The sequence below is a fragment of the Paenibacillus sp. FSL R10-2771 genome, assembly GCF_038000205.1.
Classification (GTDB): domain Bacteria; phylum Bacillota; class Bacilli; order Paenibacillales; family Paenibacillaceae; genus Paenibacillus_AQ; species Paenibacillus_AQ phytohabitans.
Window position 1 is genome coordinate 2,693,528 of the sequence record NZ_JBBOBM010000001.1, and the last position, 19,476, is coordinate 2,713,003.

General features: G+C 52.2%; 18 protein-coding genes. 12 read left to right on the forward strand and 6 right to left on the reverse strand.

Translation table 11 applies throughout. The features are described 5' to 3' along the window. Positions 1-79 precede the first annotated feature (79 nt). From aspA to ybaK, 3 genes are all read left to right on the forward strand, one after another. Entirely contained in the window at positions 80-1,504 is a 1,425-nt protein-coding gene (aspA, locus tag NSU14_RS11645) for an aspartate ammonia-lyase (RefSeq protein WP_042138041.1), read from the forward strand. A gap of 144 nt (positions 1,505-1,648) precedes the next feature. Continuing rightward, positions 1,649-1,900, forward strand: coding sequence for a YolD-like family protein (locus NSU14_RS11650; RefSeq protein ID WP_039294685.1), 252 nt, complete (start codon positions 1,649-1,651; stop codon positions 1,898-1,900). Between the two features lie 87 nt (positions 1,901-1,987). Then, the gene (gene ybaK, locus NSU14_RS11655) at positions 1,988-2,464 is read left to right on the forward strand and encodes a Cys-tRNA(Pro) deacylase (protein ID WP_039294679.1); all 477 of its coding nucleotides are present in this window, start codon (positions 1,988-1,990) and stop codon (positions 2,462-2,464) included. Positions 2,465-2,527: 63 nt separating this feature from the next. On the opposite strand, the gene NSU14_RS11660 is transcribed toward ybaK, so the two are convergent. From NSU14_RS11660 to NSU14_RS11670, 3 genes are all read right to left on the reverse strand, one after another. After that, positions 2,528-3,331, reverse strand: a complete 804-nt coding sequence (locus tag NSU14_RS11660) for an aminoglycoside phosphotransferase family protein (protein ID WP_156118657.1) — start codon at positions 3,329-3,331, stop codon at positions 2,528-2,530. A 175-nt stretch (positions 3,332-3,506) separates the two neighbouring features. Then, the gene (locus NSU14_RS11665; protein ID WP_039294870.1) at positions 3,507-4,259 is read right to left on the reverse strand and encodes a YdcF family protein; all 753 of its coding nucleotides are present in this window, start codon (positions 4,257-4,259) and stop codon (positions 3,507-3,509) included. 117 nt (positions 4,260-4,376) lie between these two features. Next, positions 4,377-4,721: a helix-turn-helix domain-containing protein gene (locus tag NSU14_RS11670; RefSeq protein WP_340944876.1), complete on the reverse strand. Its 345-nt coding sequence runs from the start codon at positions 4,719-4,721 to the stop codon at positions 4,377-4,379. Positions 4,722-4,993: 272 nt separating this feature from the next. On the opposite strand from NSU14_RS11670, the gene NSU14_RS11675 reads away from it, so the two are divergent. The 6 genes from NSU14_RS11675 (at position 4,994) to NSU14_RS11700 (ending at position 13,189) form a co-directional block, all read left to right on the forward strand. Next, on the forward strand, positions 4,994-6,592 hold the full coding sequence (locus tag NSU14_RS11675) for a response regulator (protein ID WP_340944878.1): 1,599 nt from the start codon (positions 4,994-4,996) through the stop codon (positions 6,590-6,592). A 23-nt stretch (positions 6,593-6,615) separates the two neighbouring features. Beyond that, positions 6,616-8,385 carry a cache domain-containing sensor histidine kinase gene (locus NSU14_RS11680; RefSeq protein ID WP_256703985.1) on the forward strand — a complete coding sequence of 590 codons (1,770 nt, stop codon included), beginning with the start codon at positions 6,616-6,618 and terminating at the stop codon, positions 8,383-8,385. 38 nt (positions 8,386-8,423) lie between these two features. After that, positions 8,424-9,752: an ABC transporter substrate-binding protein gene (locus tag NSU14_RS11685; protein ID WP_340944883.1), complete on the forward strand. Its 1,329-nt coding sequence runs from the start codon at positions 8,424-8,426 to the stop codon at positions 9,750-9,752. Positions 9,753-9,976: 224 nt separating this feature from the next. Further along, positions 9,977-11,329 carry an ABC transporter substrate-binding protein gene (locus NSU14_RS11690; protein ID WP_340948928.1) on the forward strand — a complete coding sequence of 451 codons (1,353 nt, stop codon included), beginning with the start codon at positions 9,977-9,979 and terminating at the stop codon, positions 11,327-11,329. 83 nt (positions 11,330-11,412) lie between these two features. Beyond that, positions 11,413-12,351: a carbohydrate ABC transporter permease gene (locus NSU14_RS11695; RefSeq protein ID WP_039294669.1), complete on the forward strand. Its 939-nt coding sequence runs from the start codon at positions 11,413-11,415 to the stop codon at positions 12,349-12,351. 7 nt (positions 12,352-12,358) lie between these two features. Then, positions 12,359-13,189, forward strand: coding sequence for a carbohydrate ABC transporter permease (locus NSU14_RS11700; protein WP_042141275.1), 831 nt, complete (start codon positions 12,359-12,361; stop codon positions 13,187-13,189). Between the two features lie 346 nt (positions 13,190-13,535). Here the strand turns inward: NSU14_RS11700 and NSU14_RS11705 are convergent, their stop codons facing one another. Further along, positions 13,536-13,889, reverse strand: a complete 354-nt coding sequence (locus NSU14_RS11705) for a cupin domain-containing protein (RefSeq protein WP_340944889.1) — start codon at positions 13,887-13,889, stop codon at positions 13,536-13,538. Beyond that, the gene (locus NSU14_RS11710; RefSeq protein ID WP_042138029.1) at positions 13,886-14,851 is read right to left on the reverse strand and encodes an AraC family transcriptional regulator; all 966 of its coding nucleotides are present in this window, start codon (positions 14,849-14,851) and stop codon (positions 13,886-13,888) included. Before NSU14_RS11710 ends, NSU14_RS11705 begins: the two co-directional genes overlap by 4 nt. Before the next feature lie 175 nt (positions 14,852-15,026). Here NSU14_RS11710 and NSU14_RS11715 point away from each other — a divergent pair, with 175 nt between their 5' ends. Continuing rightward, the gene (locus NSU14_RS11715; RefSeq protein ID WP_042138027.1) at positions 15,027-17,144 is read left to right on the forward strand and encodes a glycoside hydrolase family 52 protein; all 2,118 of its coding nucleotides are present in this window, start codon (positions 15,027-15,029) and stop codon (positions 17,142-17,144) included. A 144-nt stretch (positions 17,145-17,288) separates the two neighbouring features. After that, positions 17,289-17,693 (forward strand): VOC family protein, encoded by a 405-nt coding sequence (locus NSU14_RS11720; protein WP_340944892.1) that lies wholly within the window; start codon positions 17,289-17,291, stop codon positions 17,691-17,693. A gap of 135 nt (positions 17,694-17,828) precedes the next feature. Here the strand turns inward: NSU14_RS11720 and NSU14_RS11725 are convergent, their stop codons facing one another. Beyond that, entirely contained in the window at positions 17,829-18,434 is a 606-nt protein-coding gene (locus NSU14_RS11725) for a TetR/AcrR family transcriptional regulator (protein WP_076246856.1), read from the reverse strand. Between the two features lie 252 nt (positions 18,435-18,686). Between NSU14_RS11725 and NSU14_RS11730 the strand changes: the two genes are divergently transcribed. After that, positions 18,687-19,466, forward strand: coding sequence for a nuclear transport factor 2 family protein (locus NSU14_RS11730; protein WP_076246854.1), 780 nt, complete (start codon positions 18,687-18,689; stop codon positions 19,464-19,466). The last annotated feature ends 10 nt before the right edge of the window (positions 19,467-19,476 follow it).

The window sequence follows — 19,476 nt, forward strand, 5'->3', positions numbered from 1 at the left end:
TATCTTAGTAGATCAAAGGAAAGAATAAGATAACTATTGTGAAAGCCGATCATCGACTACAGGACATGGGGGGAGCATTATGACAGAGATAGAGTACCGGCTGGAGAAGGATTTCTTAGGAAGCAAACAGGTGGAGAAACACGCCTACTACGGGATACAGACGCTGCGTGCAGTAGAGAATTTCCCGATAACCGGGTATCGGGTGCATCAGGAGCTGATTAAAGCTATGGGCATCGTCAAGAAATCTGCGGCACTGGCCAATATGGAAATCGGCAGACTCTACAAGGGACTGGGGGAAGTTATCGTTGCTGCGGCGGATGAGGTGATTGCCGGAAAGTGGCATGACCAGTTCATCGTGGACCCGATTCAAGGCGGGGCCGGCACCTCGCTGAATATGAATGCGAATGAAGTGATTGCGAACCGCGCGCTGGAGCTGCTGGGCCGGGCCAAAGGCGATTATCTGCAGCTTAGTCCCAACACGCATGTGAATATGGCACAGTCCACGAACGATGCTTTTCCGACGGCGATTCATATTGCCACGCTCTCTCTGCTGGAACAGCTGCTGGTGACTATGCGGAGCATGCATGGCGTATTTGTGCTGAAGGCGGCAGAATTTGATCCGGTTATCAAAATGGGACGGACCCATCTTCAGGATGCGGTGCCGATCCGTCTGGGCCAGGAATTCGAGGCGTACAGCCGGGTGCTGGAGCGTGATATTCAGCGGATCGAGCATACGCGGCATCATCTCTATCAGGTGAACATGGGGGCGACGGCGGTCGGCACCGGACTGAATGCGGAGCCGCGTTATATAGCGCGGGTGGTAGAACTCCTGGCCGAGATCAGCGGATTGCCGCTGGTGAGTGCTGAGCATCTGGTGGATGCTACGCAGAATACCGATGCCTACACCGAGGTTTCGGCAGCGCTGAAGGTCTGCATGATGAACATGTCCAAAATCGCCAATGACCTGCGGCTGATGGCCTCCGGTCCGCGTTCCGGCTTTAATGAAATTACGCTTCCGGCCCGCCAGCCCGGATCTTCGATCATGCCCGGCAAGGTGAATCCGGTGATGGCCGAGGTGATCAATCAGGTCGCTTTTCAGGTCATCGGCAATGATCATACGATCTGTCTCGCCGCCCAGGCAGGCCAACTCGAGCTGAACGTTATGGAGCCAGTGCTGGTATTCAATCTGATCCAGTCGATCAGCATTATGAACAATTCCTTCAAGGTGTTCACGGACTACTGCCTGGCGGGAATCGTGGCCAATAAGGAGAAGCTGCAGCGGGAAGTCGAGCAGAGCGTCGGCATCATTACTGCGGTGAACCCGCATCTGGGCTATGAAGTGGTGTCGCGTATTGCCAGAGAAGCGATTCTGACCGGCGAATCCGTGCGCGCTTTATGCCTGAAATATAATGTACTCAGCGAGGAAGAGCTGAATCTGATCCTCGATCCGTATGAAATGACCCATCCCGGGATCGCGGGGGCAGCGCTTTTGAATAAAGAATAAAGGGCAGTATCCGGGGGATAGCGAAAATTGGCTGCAGAGAACGGTATTATTTTGTAAACCCGGGGTAAAGGTCGTGTTATAATATATGGGAGCATTTACACCCGGAAGTATCATAAATTTGTAATGGCTTACTGGAGGCATAGTGTGGCGAAGGCAAAAGTAGCAAAACGTCCAACCCGCGACGAATTCGTGCTGGAAGAGCTGGGCAATCAGCTGGTCGAGGCGAAACAGGAGGATTCCGAGATTCTGCTGACGGTCTGGGGGAAGGAAGAACAGGTTCGCGGAGTGATTGTGGAGATGGATTCGCGTACCGGCAAGGTACATCTGCGATATAACGAAGAAATTATCAAGGTTCCGTTCATGGATATTATGCAGGTGAATTACCCGCGGGATTAGCCGCTGGAGGCAAGTCTTTCAGGGTAGAGTATAGCAGGACTGAAGAAAGCTCCGGCGCGCCGGAGAGTGGTTGGAGGTAGCAGGGACATGCAAGTGAACAAAACCAATGCCATGCGTATGCTAGATGCAAAAAAGGCCGGATACACCCTTCATACTTATGATAATGAGGATGGCCAGATTCACGGGAGTGCTGTTGCTGAGAAGATTGGCCTCCCGGCGGAGACTGTGTTTAAGACACTGGTATCACACAGCGGGCCGCAGCCCTATGTATTTGTTATTCCGGTGGCTGAAGAGCTTGATCTCAAGAAAGCGGCCAAAGCCGCCGGAGCGAAGAAGATCGAGATGCTCCCGCTTAAGGAGCTGCTGAAGTGGACAGGTTATGTGCGCGGCGGATGTTCGCCTGTTGGCATGAAGAAGCTGTATCCTACGTTCATACACAGCAGCGCGGAGGGGTTGCAGACCATCGCCGTCAGTGCAGGCCGCGTCGGCATGCAGATGGAGCTTGAGCCTAAGCTGCTGGCAGATGTGGTGTCAGCTGTATTTACGGATCTGATTAAAGAATAGCAGTAGAACAAGAAGCCGGAATTCCTGGAGGTCTAGGGATTCCGGCTTTTTTGGCGGTTTCGGCTAACTCCATTCTGCGTAGTGACCGGTTATAAACTGGATTTCACGCTCATAGTGTGCCAGATGCCCCTCATCAACCATTTTCATAAAAGCAGGATTGCCGCTCGCGGCCCCATTCTTGAGCGTGTCGCACATGACAGTCAAACGCTCAATGATCCACGTATGCAGATCCTTAGGGACAGGAATCCCATAAGCCTCAAAAAATAACTGTATCCGCTGGCGCCGGTCTGATGCATGTAAATGGGTTTGGTATGCTGCAGTGGACCCTGACGAGTAGTCAGGTGCGAAGCTGGCCAGCGGAACTGATGTGTAGATGGAATAGGCAATATCCCACATCCGCGGACCGGGTCCGGCCATGTCGAAATCAATCAATGCCACTGGAGCATCATTCTGAAAAACCACATTGTACAGGGCAGCGTCATTATGGCAGATCACTTCATGCGCACTGGTATCGGCATAGCTGAGCTGCCAGCTTCCCTCTGGTTGCGGGTTGAATCCTTCAGTCGCATCATGGTAATGACGTAACAGGCGTGCTACATCTGCAAGTGTCTCACCAGACCACATATATGGCTTAAGTTCAGGGTAAGCATTGCCTGGGACTTCTCCTGGAATATAGCTCAGTATTTCACGCCCGGCGTCATCGATTCCGAGAAAACGTGGCGCTCCCCCGAAGTTCTGCTTCTCCAGATGCCGCAGCAGTGCATGGACATTGGGACTCCAATCCCCTGTGGGACGGCGGACGGTGTCCGCCTTACGGACAATGTGATTCACATTTCCGCCGGTCAATATTTCTTCGTGCTGAGTCACAGGCATTCCTCGCTTTCACTAAGGATGTATGTAATATAGTGCAGATACCACAGATACTACCCGGCAGCCCATCCGCAAAGTAAGGATCAACGAGGTGAATGGATGCGGTCGTTCAGAAGTATGCGGACTGAGTCCGTGGGAGTTCCCCGTCATGCCCGGTTTGCAGCTTGAGCAGTTAAGGCAACAGCTTCGCTGCCACAAGCCCCAGATACTCCTTCAGCGCCAGTCCGGTGGTGGAGACGGCCCCGGCGGAGGGAGTGAATTTGTTGAAATAGAGTGACATGGGCCGGCTGGCCAGGTAATCCACCGGGAAGGGCTGCGGCGTTAGTCCCGCGTGCTCAAATTGCACCATGCTGCGCGGCATGTGGAAGGCTGAGGTGACCAGCACCGGACGGCTAAACCCGTGTTCCTGCATAAGTGCAGCGGTGTTGACCGCATTCTGCTCGGTGTTAAGCGAGCGGTTCTCCGGCAGGATGTCTTCTGCCGGGATGCCGAGTCCGATCAGCTGCCGCCGGGCGATATCGGCTTCATTGCCGCTGTCCGCATACACCTGGCCGCCGGAGAAAATAACCGGCAGTCCGGTCTGCCGGTACAGCCGGGCGGCAGCCAGCAGCCGGTTCGCCGCCGGACCGGACATATTGCCCTGCCCGTCCAGATCCGGAGTACCGGAGGTAGCGCCTCCGCCGAGGATAACAATAACATCACCTTCTACTGCAGAAGGCTGCGTATATTGCCGTTCCAGACTGCCGATCAGCAGGTCACTGACCACAGAGGTCATCGACAGATAGAGCAGCAGGCTCACTGCGAGCAGTACGACCGCCGGCCGGCGGCTGCTTTTCCACAGCCAGACCACCATCCCCAGCAGCAGGATTACAAAAATTCCCGGAGGCAGAACAAAGCTGTATGCGAATTTAATGAGGTAGATCAAGCAGGTCACCAACTTTTCAAGGATTATATAAGAGTCTCATGTTCACCTGCCCTGCATAGCAGGTCATTTCTGGTATTGTACCATGAGTCCGGCCGGTGTTCCCAGCTTCGCCCATGCTCAGGTGCGGTACAGATGCTTCATATAGGAGGAGGGGGATTCACCGAGCACTTTTTTGAACACGCGGCTGAAGTAGTAAGGGTTGGGGTAGCCAAGCGCTTCACTGATCTCAGATACATTGTACAAGCTCGTCCGCATCAGCTCGATAGCCTTGTTCATCCGGAGCTTGGTATGGGTCTCAATAATCGTCTGTCCGGTGGCCTGCTTGAACGCGGCCGACAGGTAGCTGCAATTCATATTCAGCTGTGAAGCAAGCTGTTCCCCGGTGAAATGCTTGCCGCAGTGCTTGATCAGATAAGCCGTTACTCTCCGCACAGTACTCCCGCTTTTGCCGCTGACAGTCATACTGCTCTCCTGCTGCCCGGCCGCCTATGGAGGTTCCCCTCTTATATGACTGCTGCTGTTTTCTTTTATTTGTTCTCTCTCAGCCTGAATGCCGGTAGACCCAAGCGGCAATATTCTTAAAAAACTGCGCTTTCCTCTTAAAAAGCTTCACCCGGCCGCCGGGGTTATCGTGATACAGTATAATTGGATGAATCTCTTCAATAACGACTATAGACTGAAACAGCCGCAATCCTGTAATAATATATCAATGACAACCATGCGGAGGTGCAGCAATGAACAGAACCATACGGGTGCTGCTTGCGGATGACGAGCCGGTTATTCTGCGCGGGCTGAAGAAGCTCATAGCCTGGGAGAGCCTCGGGCTTAATATAGTAGGGGAAGCATGTGACGGGATAGAGCTGAAGGCGATGATCGACAGCTGTCATCCCGATCTCATTATCAGTGATATCAGTATGCCGGGTTATTCGGGTATCGATATTATCCGTGAAATCCATCATTCCGGTCGTCCGATCAAAGTGGTCTTTATCAGCGCCTATCAGGAATTTAGTTATGCCCAGCAAGCGGTACAATACGGGGCGCTGGATTATCTGGTCAAGCCGGTGAATACGGGACAGCTGGAGCAGGTAGTGATCCGCGCAGTAACGGTGATCCGCCAGGAATCCGAAGAAGAGCGCAACAAGGAAATGCTCAAATCCTATGAGCGGAAGAACCTGTCTGTTACGGTTGAGGAGCAGCTGGAGCAGCTGACCGACGGCAATAAGGCTGCGGCAGCTACGCTTGCCCGGATGGGCAACACGGCGATTACCCGCTATGCCAGCGTATGTGTCATCGAGACGGATGAATACGGCGGCCAGCCTTCGCGCTGGGAGGAACGGGAACGCAAGCTGGTGGAATTCGCCTTGTTGAACATCATCAAGGAGACGGTGGACGGCAGGGGCAACGGGTATGTGTTCCGCAAAGGAGAGCGTTTCGGGGTGCTGCTTCAGCATGAGCATCTGAATGAACCGCAGCAATTAATGGAGGATCTGCATCACAAAATCAACAGCTTTCTGAAGCTGCAGGTCTCAATAGGCATCGGCCGCCCGGCCAGCGGTATTGAAGAGGCGGCGGATTCCTACCAGTCTGCGTTGAAAGCGCTAAGATTCAGATATTTTGCCGGATTGAACCGGGTGATTCCTTATCCCGCCGAACCAATGGAGACTGCTATACCTGTATCTACACTTGCTGCCATCCAGAGCAGCCTGCCGGAAGCGCTCAAATCACTCGACAAGGAGCGGCTAACGGCGTTAACCGGCGAGCTGCTGGAGACCGTGCGTCTGCTCTCTGGAGATAGCCGGAACCAGGCGGTGTCCTATGTGTATAATGCCGTGATCCAGCTTGAACAAGATATGGCTGATTTCGGCGCGGATGCGGGGCTGTTGAATCAGGGAGAGAAGCCGCTGCTTGAAAAGCTGGCGGATGCCCCGACCTTCGGCGCACTGCAGCAGGAATTTGAAGCGGTCCTGTCCAAAATGTCCGAGCAGCTGAGCTGCCGGATCTCCGGCAAGGAAATGCCGCAGCTCGCGCAGGTGAAAACCTATGTGGAGGAGCATTATGCCGAGAATATTACGCTGGAGTCCATAGCCGCCATGGTGTATATGAATCCCTATTATTTCAGCAGCTTCTTCAAGAAGCATACCGGCCAGAACTTCAAGAATTATGTTACCGAAGTGCGGATGGGTCATGCCCAGCGGCTGCTGCTGCAGAGTGACCTGATGGTCTACGAGATTGCCGACCGGGTCGGCTACAACAATGCGCGGCATTTCAGCGACATGTTCAAGAAGCAATTCGGCAAGCTGCCGCAGGAATACAAGCAATCGGTCAGGAACTAAGCGGATTGGAGGGAGATCATAGAGTGAAAAGACGATGGCCCGTGCGATTCTGGGGACGGGGACCGAAGAGTATTTTTGTTAAATTTTCTGCATCCTTCCTGCTGGTCGGGCTGATTCCGCTCTTTGCGCTGAGTTTCTTCTCCGTACAGACCTTCTCGGGTTATGTGGAGCGGTATACCACCAGCAATCTGCAGCAAATGGTACTCTATATGAGCTATAATCTGAATTCAGCGTTCAATCAGTATAATGAAGTATCCAAATTAATGTATACAGGGCGTTATGAGGGATTCATTGAGAGCTATTCGCAGAATCAGACACAGAATGTGAATGAGCTGGAGCAGATCAACACCATTCCGATAGAATCCTTCCTGAAGACCGTTCTGTTCAGTGATTCTTATATTTCCAGTGTCCAGTTTATCCGCCAGTCTGACGGTAAGTTGTATGTTCAGGAGCGTGGCAACCGGTCGCTGAACATGGAGACGGTTCCGAATGCGGAGTGGCTGTCCGCCATGGCAGGTGACCCTGCGAAGGTGGCTATTTTCCCCACCCATCAGGACAGTTACTTCTATGGCTCAGACCGCCAGGTGTTCACGATCGGGCGCAGCCTGATTGATACCTCCGGACGGGTGACCAAAGAGCCCAAGGTAGTCGGAACGCTTTTCCTGGATATCGATACCTCGTTATTCCAGCAGTTCTTCCGTGAGCTGAGTCTCGGGGAGAAGGATGAGCTGTACCTGCTTGACGGGGAGGGGCGGACGTATTTCAGCAACCAGCCTGCCGGTGCGGCGGGGGCTAGAGCTGCTGATCAAACTAACAATGAGATGATTGTACTCAGTGAGTCCATCCCTTTTTTGAATGGCCAGGTCATCGCCAAAATCCACCGCGGCAACCTGTTCGAACAGCTGCTGTCGGCGCGGGCAACGGTGTATATCGCCATTGGCATGTGTGCTTTTGTAATGATTGTAATGGGGGCCTGGTTCTCCAGACGTCTCGCGGCTCCCATCCGGGAGCTGATCCGGCAGATGGCCGTGGTGGAGTCGGGCAAGCTGGATATCCAGCTCTCCGTGAACAGCAATGATGAGATGGGCAGGCTGGCCCACGGGTTCAACCGGATGGTGGAACGGCTGCAGGTCTACATTGATGAGGCCTATGTGGCCCAGATCAAGCAGAAGCAGACCGAGCTGAATGCACTGAAGAGCCAGATCCGGCCCCATTACCTGTACAACACCCTTGAGGTGATCCGGATGAACGCCGTGGATAAGGAAGCGGGCGAGGTGGCGGATATGATTCTGGCGTTATCCAATGAGCTGAAGTATGTCATCGATTACGGGGAAGACCGCGTAAGCCTTGCCAGCGAGCTCGCCCATCTGCAGAATTACTTCTATATTATTTCTGTACGGTATGAGAACCGCTTCGAGCTGCATCTGGATATTGCCCCGGATGTTAATCTGGACTGGCCTATCCTGAAGCTGTCTCTGCAGCCGATGGTGGAGAATGCGGTTCAGCATGGACTGCGCCTGCAGGGAAAAGGAACCGTCGGCATTACGGTCGAACGGAGAGAGCAGGTGCTGGCGATTACGATATATGATGATGGCGTGGGGATGAGCAGGGAGACTCTGTCCCGCATTAATAAGATTCTGAAAGACCCGGAGGCTCCAAGCAAGAATGTCGGCATGAAAAATGTGCATGAGCGCATCCGCTCCAGCTTCGGGGAGGCGTATGGCCTGTCTGTGAACAGCAGAGAGTATGTCGGGACCTCCATTACGCTGACGTTCCCGGTTATCACTGAATGAGGAGGACACAGGTGGTGCAAATGCCGAGGATATCATGTATGAAAATAACAATAGTGCCGCTTGCGGCCGCGCTGATCCTGTCCGGCTGTGGAGGCAAAACCGGATCAGGCGGAATCGGAGGGAATCATGCGGCTGATCAGGGGAGCCGCCCGGATACAGCATCCGGGGGAGGTGAAATAAGCTTTACTATAGGTTATGCCTCCGGTGATCCGGCGACGAAGCAGGCTATCGAGGATACCATAAAGACCTTCATGCAGGCGAATCCGGACATAGTCGTCCAGGATGTCAGTGAGACAAGCTCCTCTGCCTATATGGATTGGCTGAAGGTTAAGGATGCCGTGGGCGAGTTCCCCGATCTGGTAGAGATGAGGGATACCGAGGCCTTCGCCGATGCGGAGAAGATTGTTCCGCTCCCCGATGAGCTGGCGGAATTGTTCGATCAGCCGCCGCGGATCGGCGGCAAGGTATGGAATGCCCCGCTGTTTGTCGCTGCCCCGCAGGGTATTATTTATAGTAAGAAAGCGTATGCCGAGGCAGGCATTAAGACGCTTCCGGCAACCTACGATGAATTTCTGGAGATCCAGAACAGACTGCGGGCAAGCGGGATCACTCCGCTCGTTGTAGGCGGCAAGGATATTTTTCATATGGGCTTTTGGGTTAATAAATTTCTGATTGATGATGTATATGCCGCTGATCCCGGCTGGAACGCGAAGCGGACGGCAGGTGAGGTTAGCTTCACCGATGACAATGTAGTCCAGGCCATGACTGATTTCAAACAGCTGTTCAGAAGCGATGTCGATAAAGGCTGGCTAAGCACAGGGGATAACCAGACGGCGTCCATTCTGGTATCCGGCAAGGCAGCCCAGCTGTTCTCCGGCTCCTGGATGTTCTCACAAATCCAGGAAGCCGATCCAGGCTTCGAATTCGGCTTCTATGCTGTGCCGGACCGTAGAGGGAAGCTGAATGTGGTCGGCCTGCAGTCGCCCTCCGGCTGGTCGCTGTCTGCCCAGGCGGCGCAGGAGCCGCTCAAAAAGCAGGCGATCGAAGACTTCATCCGGTTCTTTTTCTCACCGGAGCCTTATGCCGCATTTCTGAGCCGGATCGATTCGGTTCCTTCGACCAGGCAGGAATTCAGGCGGGAGGCCGGTGAACAGATGCAGGTGGTGCTTGATCTGATGGCCGATCCGGCCGTTACCAAATCTCTGATGATCAACAATTGGTGGGGAGATAACCTGATTCCTCCGCAGTTCCGTAACTGGTTCTACAAGCTGCTGCAGGAAATGGTTGTTAAGGACGGGGATGTACTAGAATATATGAAACGGGCCGATACTGAATACGACAGGCAGGTACAGGAATACTGGCAGTGACATTACACTACAGCCCGTGCAAGAACGGAGGTCTCCTGGACCTTCGTTTTTTTCTGCTCAGGAGAATCTTCTTAAATTTACCGCACATCCCTCTTAAATTAGTTCATTCTAACCGTGAAGGCTGAATGCTATTCTTGGAGCATAAGGAAACGCTTACGGACGATGATGCGCACATCGGGCCGGCAGTTTCCGGGCTGTATACCCAAGGGGAGGTTACTAAAGATATGAAGAACACCATTACGAAATTATCCGTCATGCTGCTCGCAGCAACCACTGTACTTACCGCATGCGGCGGAAATAACAATAACAATGCCAGTGGCGGCAACGCAGCGGCAACCGGGGCTCCGGCAGGAAATACTGCAGCTACTGATGCTGCGAAGAAGGATGTCAGCTTCACCATCGGTTATGCGTCGGGTGACCCGGCGACCAAGAAAGCCATTGCTGATACCGTTAAGAAATTCATGGAAGCGAATCCTAACGTCACCATCAAAGACCTAAGTGAAACCTCATCGGCTGCTTATCTGGATTGGCTGAAGACGAAGGATGCGGTTGGAGAATTCCCGGATCTGGTGGAAATGCGTGACACCCAGGTATTCGCGGATGCGGGCAAAATTGTCGAGCTTCCAGCCGATCTGCTGGAGCTGTTCGAATCGCCACCGCAGGTGGACGGCAAAGTATGGAACGCTCCCATGCAGGTCAATGCACCGCAAGGGATCATTTACAGCAAAAAAGCTTACGCTGACGCCGGGATCACCGAGCTTCCCAAAACCTATGACGAGTTCATTGCCATCCAGGAAAAATTGAAAGCTACAGGTATCTCCCCGCTGGTAGTAGGCGGCAAGGATATTTTCCATATGGGCTTCTGGGTCAATAAATTCCTGATCGACGATGTCTACAGCAAAGACCCGGACTGGAACTCCAAGCGTACGGCCAAGACCGTCAGCTTCGCAGATCCTGATGTAGTCCAGGGCATGACTGATTTCAAAGAGCTGTTCAAGAACTATGTGGACAAAGGCTGGCTGAGCACCGCAGATAATCAGACCGCGTCGATCCTTGTATCCGGCAAAGCTGCACAGCTGTATTCCGGCACCTGGATGTTTACCCAGATTGCTGAAGCTGATCCAGGCTTCGAATTCGGCTTCTACGCGATCCCGGACCGCCAAGGTAAAGTGAATGTCATCGGTCTGCCGTCACCGGCCGGCTGGTCGTTATCCGTTGATGCGGCCAAGGATGCCGACAAAACGGCAGCGATCAAAGACTTTATCCGCTTCTTCTTTGCACCGGAGCAATACTCGGTCTACCTGGCTTCGATCAATGCCATTCCTTCCACCAAAGAGAAAGTTACCTATGAGACAAGTGAGCAAATGCAGGTTGCACTGGATCTTATTGCCGACACGAGTGTCACCAAGTCACTGGCCATCAATAACTGGTGGGGCGATAACCTGATTCCTCCGCAATTCCGCAACTGGTACTATAAGCTGCTCCAGGATATGGTGGTGAACGATGCCGACGTAACTGAATATATGAAGAAGGCCGATACCGAATATGACAATCAGGTCAAAGCCAATTCGCTGTAAATAAAAGCGCCGGAAGGGAACCTCTGCTCCGGCAGAGGTTCCTCTTATCTAGACAAGCGCGTCCCAGGGAGGGGAGAGGAACCATGGCTACATCCATCGTTAATACAGACAAGTCTTTCATAGCCGCAGAGAAACCGGGCAAGAAAAAGAAAAAATGGCAGTCCTACGCGCTGTTGTTCATCCTGCCGTCATTCCTTTTATACACACTGTTTGTCATAGTCCCTACAGCAGGCAGCGTCTACCTAAGCTTCACATCTTGGGACGGGATCAGCAGCGATATCCGGTATATCGGATTCGCCAATTTCGTCGAGATCTTCCAGAGTCCGCGGGTGCAGAACGCCCTGAAGAACACTTTGGTTATGACAATTACGCTAGTACTGCTTGAGAACATTGCTGCAATCGCCATGGCCTTAATGGTCGACAAGGTACGCTGGTTCCGCAATTTATTCAGAAGTATCTTCTATTTCCCGACCCTGCTCAGCGGGATCGTCATGGGCTTTGTCTGGGCAATGATTCTGAATTACAACTTCGGCGTGTTTAATCAGATCCTGACCTCCGTCGGTTTGGGCGACTATATCGTCGACTGGCTGGGCAATCCGAAATACGCTATGCTGTCGATTATCCTGTCAACGGTCTGGAAAGGCGCGGGTTATTATATGATCATCTATCTGGCCGGACTGCAGGGCATTCCGCAGGAGCTTAATGAAGCGGCCAGCATTGACGGCGCAGGCGGCTGGCAGCAGTTCCGGCATATTACGTTCCCGCTGCTTGCGGGTTCGATGACCGTGTGCATGGTGCTTTCCATGATCAGCGCGCTGAAGATATTTGACCAGATTGCCGTAATGACCGACGGCGGCCCGGGCTTTGAGACAGAGACATTAACTTATATTATCTACAAAGTAGGCTTCGGGGAGCTGAGACAAGGGTTCGGCACGGCGCTGGCTATGGTCCTGTTCCTGATTATTCTGATCATTACGGTCATTCAGGTTAAATTCCTGCAGAAACGGGAGGTGCAGCTCTAAGATGACGATGCAGACCAAGCGGAGAATCACTGAAATTGTCCTGTTTGTCATAACGCTCCTGGTAGCGGTTATCTTTTTCTTCCCGATTTTCTTTAATCTGATGTCCGCGTTCAAAAGCAACGCCGAGATTATGCGCGATGCGGTTGCTTTTCCGAAGACACTGTATTTAGACAGCTTCAAATATCTGCTTACGGAGACCGAGTTTCCGCGTGCGATCCTTAACAGTCTTATTCTGACCGTAGTGGCGATTGTCGCCCAGGTGCTGATTATTCCGATGGCAGGTTACGCGATTGAACGCAGAAATGCCCGCTGGACGCGGCTGGTCTTCATCTATTTCCTGGCAGGCATGATGATTCCGTTCCAGGCGTATATGATTCCGCTGTTCAAAGAGCTCAGAATACTCGGCCTGTACGGCAGTCTGGCGGGTCCTATCATGATTTATGTCGCCGGTGCCGTAGGCTTCGGATGCCTGCTCTATACCAGTTTCGTCAAGGGTATTCCACGGGAGATTGAAGAAGCGGCAGAGATTGACGGGTGCTCCCGATATGGGATTTTCTGGAGAATCGTCTTCCCGCTGCTCGGACCGGTTACGGCAAGTATGGTGGTGCTGAACGGTCTGGGGATCTGGAATGACTTCCTGATGCCGATGCTGGTGCTGCCTTCCGGCCAGGCCAAGACGATGGTAGTAGAAATCTACCGGTATATCGGGGAATTCTCCTCGCGCTGGGATATGATTTTTGCCGGAACCGCCATGTCGGTGGTGCCTGTGCTAATCGTGTTTATCTTCCTGCAGAAGTATTTCGTTAAGGGAATTGCGTCAGGGGCCACCAAAGGGTAAGAGGTGTGTGTTCTCCTGGGGTAAAATAAAGAAACTCCGTGGGCCATTGTTAATGGTTTGCGGAGTTTTTGTGTATAGGGATTATATCTGGGGAGTCCGCCCCCGGTGATTCGTGAGTCACTGATTCGGTGATTGGTGATGCGCTGGTTGCTAATTCGCTGGTTCGTGCTTCATGCGCCCTCCATGCGCCTTCTCGGTGACCTTGCATCTGAAGCGGACTGAGATTAACGGAATCTCAGTCCTTTTCACCGCCAGTTGGAGACTAATGCAGACCCGTCAAGTTCATGGTGACGACATACGCAGTTGATGAGTTCAGCTTTGAATCATCTTTAATGTGAAATTGTGTTCATACCGGTGTCATATAGGTGGCAGGATTCAGCGAATCACCTTCAATAATAATCGCAGTCAATCCCGAATCCGTCCGTGTCTCATGCCATTCATCCTGCGCCCAGAAGATAGCCTGGCCTGCCTGGACAGCCGTGAATTCCTCTTCCTCGCCCCGGACATATCCTTCCCCGCTCATAACCAGCAGCAGCTGCGGACATGCCGCCTGATGATAACCGATCACTCCCTGCGGGCCCAGATATACGCAGCCGATATGCGTTTTTCCATCCGTCTGGATAATCCGGGATAAAATGAAGTCGGAGCTGAAGGCTGAGATTGGCTTGCCGGTGTCCTGGTTGAAATGGTATATCTTCATTCTGTGCCTCCCTGCGTATTAGCGGATAACGCTTTGCCGTCTGTCTTCCCCGGTTCCTCCGTAAGCTGGCGGTAGCCCATGGGGGGCAGGCCGGTCCAGCGCTTGAACTGCTTGCTGAAATGGGAGACATCACGGTAGCCGAGCCGGTAGGCGATACTCTCCACTGACAGGCTGTTATCCAGCAGCAGCAGCTTGGCATGGCGGATAATCAGGTCAGAGAGATACTGCCTCGGCGGCAATCCGTAGATTTGCCGGAAGGCGCGGTTGCAGTGATTCGGGCTGTAGCCAAGCCTTGCGGCGATGTCTTCAATGCTTCCGGCCCGGCTGCCGGTTGCCGCAGCGGTGAATACGGATTCCTGCAGAAGTCCTTCGATGGCATTCGCCAGGGCAACGGTTTTCTCCGTAACACCGGGCAGTGTGCTCCGGGCAGGGGAGGGCAATGCAGCCAGCACCCAGCTGCTGAGTGCGGTGAACAGCTGCAGCGAAGCATTGAGCGTCACCAGCCGGCCCCGCTGGGCATCGCTGGCATCAGGGAGGATCGTCGAGCTGATAATTGCATCGAGCGAAGAACGGATCGCCTGCAGCTCCGGAGTGTCGCCGCTTAGGCTGACGGTGTCCATCGTCATCAGGGAACGGCGCAGAACCAGATCATCAATGTCGAAATGCAGGCAATAATAGGTCATTTCATCCTCTGACACCGTACCCAGGCTGGAATGCAGGACACTTGGGCGGATGAACAGAATGTCGCCGCTGTGCTGGATGTAAGACTGCCCGCCTACGTTCATTTGCTGCGAACCCTGCAGGACGATATTGATCTCGAACATCGGATGGGTGTGGGCCGGATATTGCCACTCCCTGTTCACCTTGCGCCAGTGGGCAGCGAATATATGAAAGGCAGCCTGTATATCCGGGGACATCCGGCCGTCCATGGAATGCTGTGTACCGGGATCTAATACGTTCATACTCAACCTCTTTTTCACTAAAAGTTGGCTCTATTATAGCATAGGCCGCCGCGTCCGATTGATTTGTCCAAATAATTGGCGGCTTTACGCCTGTTGCATAAGCCGGGCCGGCGCTAACATAGAGCTATGAGCCCGGTACTGCCGGGCCACAGCCTGGAGGGAGTGCATTTACGATATGCCGACAAATCAGTTTTTTAATGCCCATCATTCACCGATTGGTTCATTTTCCAGCTTCACTCTGGGGTTTAAGGGAGCGTCCGGCGGTTTTGACCTGGAAGCGGGTAAGCCGCCGAGACAGAATATATATATTGGCCTGGAACGCAAGGATGGCCGCGGCTTCGATACCTTGCCTTTCCATGAGCAGGGCAGTGACGATGAGAGTAAGCGCTATGACATCGAGAACCCTGATCCGAACCCGGATAAACCGCAGATTCTTTATCATTACGCGGACGAAGAGATCACCCGCGATTTCCGGCTGGCTACGGACAGCTGGCAGGCCGGGGATCTGACCTTCCGTATTCTCTCCCCGGTCCGGCCGGTTCCGGACCCGGAAACAGCTGCAGATGCGGAGCTCAAGGAAGTGCTGCTGCCTGCGGTATTGGTAGAGCTGGAGGTTGACAATACTTCGGGCGATTCTGTCCGCCGGGCCTTCTTCGGCTTCCAGGGGAATGATCCGTATAACGCTTTGAGACGCTTTGAGGGCAGCCAGGCAGAGCTGACCGGTGTCGGCCAGGGGCGGTTCCTGGCGATAGCAGCGGAACAGGGGAGTGTCAAGTCCGCTATGCATTTCACCATGGAGGATATTCTGACAACGGAGCTGGAGGAGAACTGGACCTTCGGACTGGGCCAGGTTGGAGCTCTGGTTATGGATGTGCCCGCAGGAGAGCGCAAGGTCTACCGGTTCGCAGTCTGCTTCCACCGGTCCGGCTATGTAACCTCGGGAATGGACGCCGGTTATTACTATAACCGCTATTACAGTAATGTAGAGGCGGTAGCGGAATATGCGCTGTCCCATTTCGATCAGCTGAAGCAGCAGGCAGTGCAGGCTAACTCCATGCTGGAAGGAACAGGGCTCAGCGAAGACCAGACATTTATGCTGGCACATGCCATCCGCAGTTATTATGGCTCAACCGAGCTGCTGGAGTACAAAGCCCAGCCGTTCTGGGTCGTGAACGAAGGCGAATACCGGATGATGAACACATTCGATCTTACGGTGGATCAGCTATTCTATGAGCTGAAGATGAATCCGTGGACCGTACGCAATGAGCTGGATATGTTCGTGGACCGGTACAGCTATGTGGATACTGTCCGTTTCCCGGGAGACGTGGCCGAATATCCGGGCGGGCTCAGCTTCACCCATGATATGGGGGTAGCCAATGCCGTCTCGCGTCCAGGGTATTCCTCATATGAGCTGTACGGCATCGACGGTTGCTTCTCGCATATGACCCATGAGCAGCTGGTGAACTGGATTCTTACTGCGGCGGTATATCTGGAGCATACAGGTGACCTCAGCTGGATGGAACGCAACCTTACAGTACTGGAGAGCTGCCTGCAGAGTATGCTGAACCGGGATCATCCGGACCCGGCGAAACGAAACGGTGTGATGGCCCTCGACAGCTCGCGGACAATGGGCGGCGCGGAGATTACTACGTACGACAGTCTGGATGTGTCACTGGGCCAGGCGCGCAACAATATTTACCTTGCGGGTAAATGCTGGGCAGCGTATTTGGCGATGGAGAAGATCTTCCGTGATAACGGCAATACGGAGCTGTCACAGACTGCCGGCAGACAGGCAGAGCTCTGCGCAGCAACCATTGTGGGCAGTGTTACCGAGGGCGGCTATATCCCGGCGGTAATCGGAGAAGGCAATGACTCGAAGATTATTCCGGCGATTGAAGGCCTCGTTTTCCCTTACTTCACCGGCTGCAAGGAAGCTTTGGAGCGCGGGGGGCGGTTCGGCGAATACATCGCGGCGCTAGACACGCATCTGCAGGCCGTGCTAGTTGAAGGGGTGTGCCTGTTCGAAGACGGCGGCTGGAAAATCTCCTCCACCAGCAATAACAGCTGGCTGAGCAAGATTTATCTGTGCCAGTTCATCGCCAGACAAATTCTTGGTCTGGAGTGGGAGGACAAAGGCCATGCAGCCGATTCGGCACATGTAACCTGGCTTACGCATCCGCAGCTCTCGATCTGGAGCTGGAGCGACCAGATTATCTCCGGCGAGATTACCGGCAGCAAATATTATCCGCGCGGAGTGACGGCGGTCTTGTGGCTGGAGGAGCAGCGGGTGTAATCGTATTGGAGCCTGAATCATTCCGGAATAAGATTCGTGAGGAAGCCCGAAAAATTTTAGAACGCTACTGACATAAGGCTGTCAGTAGCGTTGTTTTATTATCGGGTATGTAAACATAAAGGAGTATAGGAAGGAGGGTATTTTGTGAATTTTGCTTCTGTACGCATCATTACCGACGATGTGAATCGTCTCTCCGAGTTCTATGAAAAAGTCCTGGGTGTTTCGGCGGTGCACCCCGCGCCTGTTTTTGCCGAACTCGTTATGCCGGCATGTACCCTGGCAATCGGCCACTCCCAAACGGCGCAGCTATTCGGCGCTGGTTCCGTAGTGGCAGCGAGCAATCACACTGTCATCATCGAGTTCCGCGTCGACGATGTCGAAGCCGAATACGTACGCTTGAAGCCAATTGTCTATGATTGGGTAAAAGAACCGACCACGATGCCGTGGGGGGACCGTTCTATGCTGTTCCGTGATCCCGACGGCAACCTGGTAAACCTCTTCGAACCGGTGACCGAGGAAGCGATTAAACGGTTTAGCGGCAGGCATTGATTAATCATGTCAGCCGAAACGCAGATAGGCTTTGAGCGATTTGGCGTCTCAGTATCATTGGTCCACCACTGGCTCTCCGGTACAAAGTCGTTAAAAGAAGGGTCATCGATTGTCGCCGAGCAGAGCAACTTTACTTTATTCCTCGAAGGCGATGCCGGTAGCTTTTAAATGTCCATAGGCAACGAGTCTGCTGAACTGAGAAGCAACTTCACCCGCAGGAATAGACAGATCGTTTTTAACCCACCAAATGATAATCCCCATGAAAGACGATACAAGGTATTCGAACAGCAAATCCTTGGACAGCACTAAAGAGAAATTTGCCGCTGTCGGATTCCACCCCTCATTTAGTTTATCTTTAATGATTTTCTCCATTTTTGCGCGGAATGGATAGATTCTATTCTCTTCAATTAGCATGGCGTAGTAAAAAGAGGTGTTATGCGAAATGTGTTCCAGTATAGTTTGCATGATTGTCTCGAGTACAGAAATATTGTAAGGATTCATGCTGATTGGACAAAGAATGACTGCATTTTTTAATTCGCCCAATAACTCATCCATATAGGTATTTAATAAGTCAGGTTTATTTTCGTAATGGAGATAAAAGGTGTTTCGATTGATCATAGCCCGATCGGCAATATCCTGGATTGTTATTGCTTCATATCCCTTTTCTTGAATAAGCGCAATAAACGCCATTCGAATCGATTGTTTAGTGCGCAGTATTCTTAGATCGGTTTTCTTGTTCATTATTTTCGCTCTCCTATATTAAATTAGAGTCGTTAAGCGACAAAGTGATATGAATTGTATGTTATCCCTCAAAACAAAAAATATTGAATATTGAACGTAAAGTTCATCTTAATTATAATGAGCGAAAGATAAATAAACAACATAACGTTCATTATTTATCTAATGCCTATAAACTCGTGATTGAAAGAGGTGAATACCATTTATTGTTAGGCCTAGTAAGGTAACTGTTGAGATAATAAGGAGGATATTCTAATGATATTAAACAATCAAAATGAGTTAGTTCTAAAGGCTAAAGCAGTGCTGGAAAGTTTAGAGAGCGGTAATCCCAAGGCGATTACGAATTACATTCATCCGGATCAATATGTTCAGCACAACCTTGCCTTATCCAATGGCCGTGCAGCCATGCTTGGTGCACTTGATCATTTAAAGGAGATAGGTACAAAGGTGAGCATTAAGCGCATTTTAGCCGATGGAGATTATGTTGCCCTTCATTCCGAATATGATTTTTTTGGACCTAAAATTGGCTTTGATATTTTCCGTTTTGAGAATGGACTGATCGTTGAACATTGGGACAATCTGCAAGATCGGGTAGAAAAGACACCAAGTCATCATACGATGATTGACGGACCGGTCATGATTAAGGATATCGACAAGACTGATGCGAACAAAGTAGTTGTCAAAAGCTATGTCGAGAATATACTGCTTGGGAAGAACCCGGACCTGCTTACCTCTTACTTTGCCGGAGATCAATACATTCAGCATAGTCCACATATTGCAGATGGCCTTTCCGGCCTCGGTGCTGCATTGCAGGGTCTTAAGGCGAAGAATATTGAGTTTCAATATACTCAGGTTCATCAGGTTATCGGACAAGGCGATTTTGTGCTTACAGCGAGTGAAGGTCTATTTGATGGTGAACCTACTGCTTTCTACGATTTGTTCCGTGTTGAGGACAGGAAAATCGCCGAGCATTGGGACGTAATCGAGGCCATATTGCCTGTGGAAAAACGAAAGAATTCGAACAGTAGATTTTGAGATTAGATGA

What these genes read in the sequence shown, in the direction of transcription:
- aspA (WP_042138041.1), top strand. Translation starts at nt 80, where the DNA reads ATGACAGAGATAGAGTACCGGCTGGAGAAGGATTTCTTAGGAAGCAAA.
- ybaK (WP_039294679.1), top strand. Translation starts at nt 1,988, where the DNA reads ATGCAAGTGAACAAAACCAATGCCATGCGTATGCTAGATGCAAAAAAG.
- NSU14_RS11670 (WP_340944876.1), bottom strand. Translation starts at nt 4,721, where the DNA reads ATGACTGTCAGCGGCAAAAGCGGGAGTACTGTGCGGAGAGTAACGGCT.
- NSU14_RS11675 (WP_340944878.1), top strand. Translation starts at nt 4,994, where the DNA reads ATGAACAGAACCATACGGGTGCTGCTTGCGGATGACGAGCCGGTTATT.
- NSU14_RS11685 (WP_340944883.1), top strand. Translation starts at nt 8,424, where the DNA reads ATGAAAATAACAATAGTGCCGCTTGCGGCCGCGCTGATCCTGTCCGGC.
- NSU14_RS11690 (WP_340948928.1), top strand. Translation starts at nt 9,977, where the DNA reads ATGAAGAACACCATTACGAAATTATCCGTCATGCTGCTCGCAGCAACC.
- NSU14_RS11695 (WP_039294669.1), top strand. Translation starts at nt 11,413, where the DNA reads ATGGCTACATCCATCGTTAATACAGACAAGTCTTTCATAGCCGCAGAG.
- NSU14_RS11700 (WP_042141275.1), top strand. Translation starts at nt 12,359, where the DNA reads ATGCAGACCAAGCGGAGAATCACTGAAATTGTCCTGTTTGTCATAACG.
- NSU14_RS11705 (WP_340944889.1), bottom strand. Translation starts at nt 13,889, where the DNA reads ATGAAGATATACCATTTCAACCAGGACACCGGCAAGCCAATCTCAGCC.
- NSU14_RS11710 (WP_042138029.1), bottom strand. Translation starts at nt 14,851, where the DNA reads ATGAACGTATTAGATCCCGGTACACAGCATTCCATGGACGGCCGGATG.
- NSU14_RS11715 (WP_042138027.1), top strand. Translation starts at nt 15,027, where the DNA reads ATGCCGACAAATCAGTTTTTTAATGCCCATCATTCACCGATTGGTTCA.
- NSU14_RS11725 (WP_076246856.1), bottom strand. Translation starts at nt 18,434, where the DNA reads ATGAACAAGAAAACCGATCTAAGAATACTGCGCACTAAACAATCGATT.
- NSU14_RS11730 (WP_076246854.1), top strand. Translation starts at nt 18,687, where the DNA reads ATGATATTAAACAATCAAAATGAGTTAGTTCTAAAGGCTAAAGCAGTG.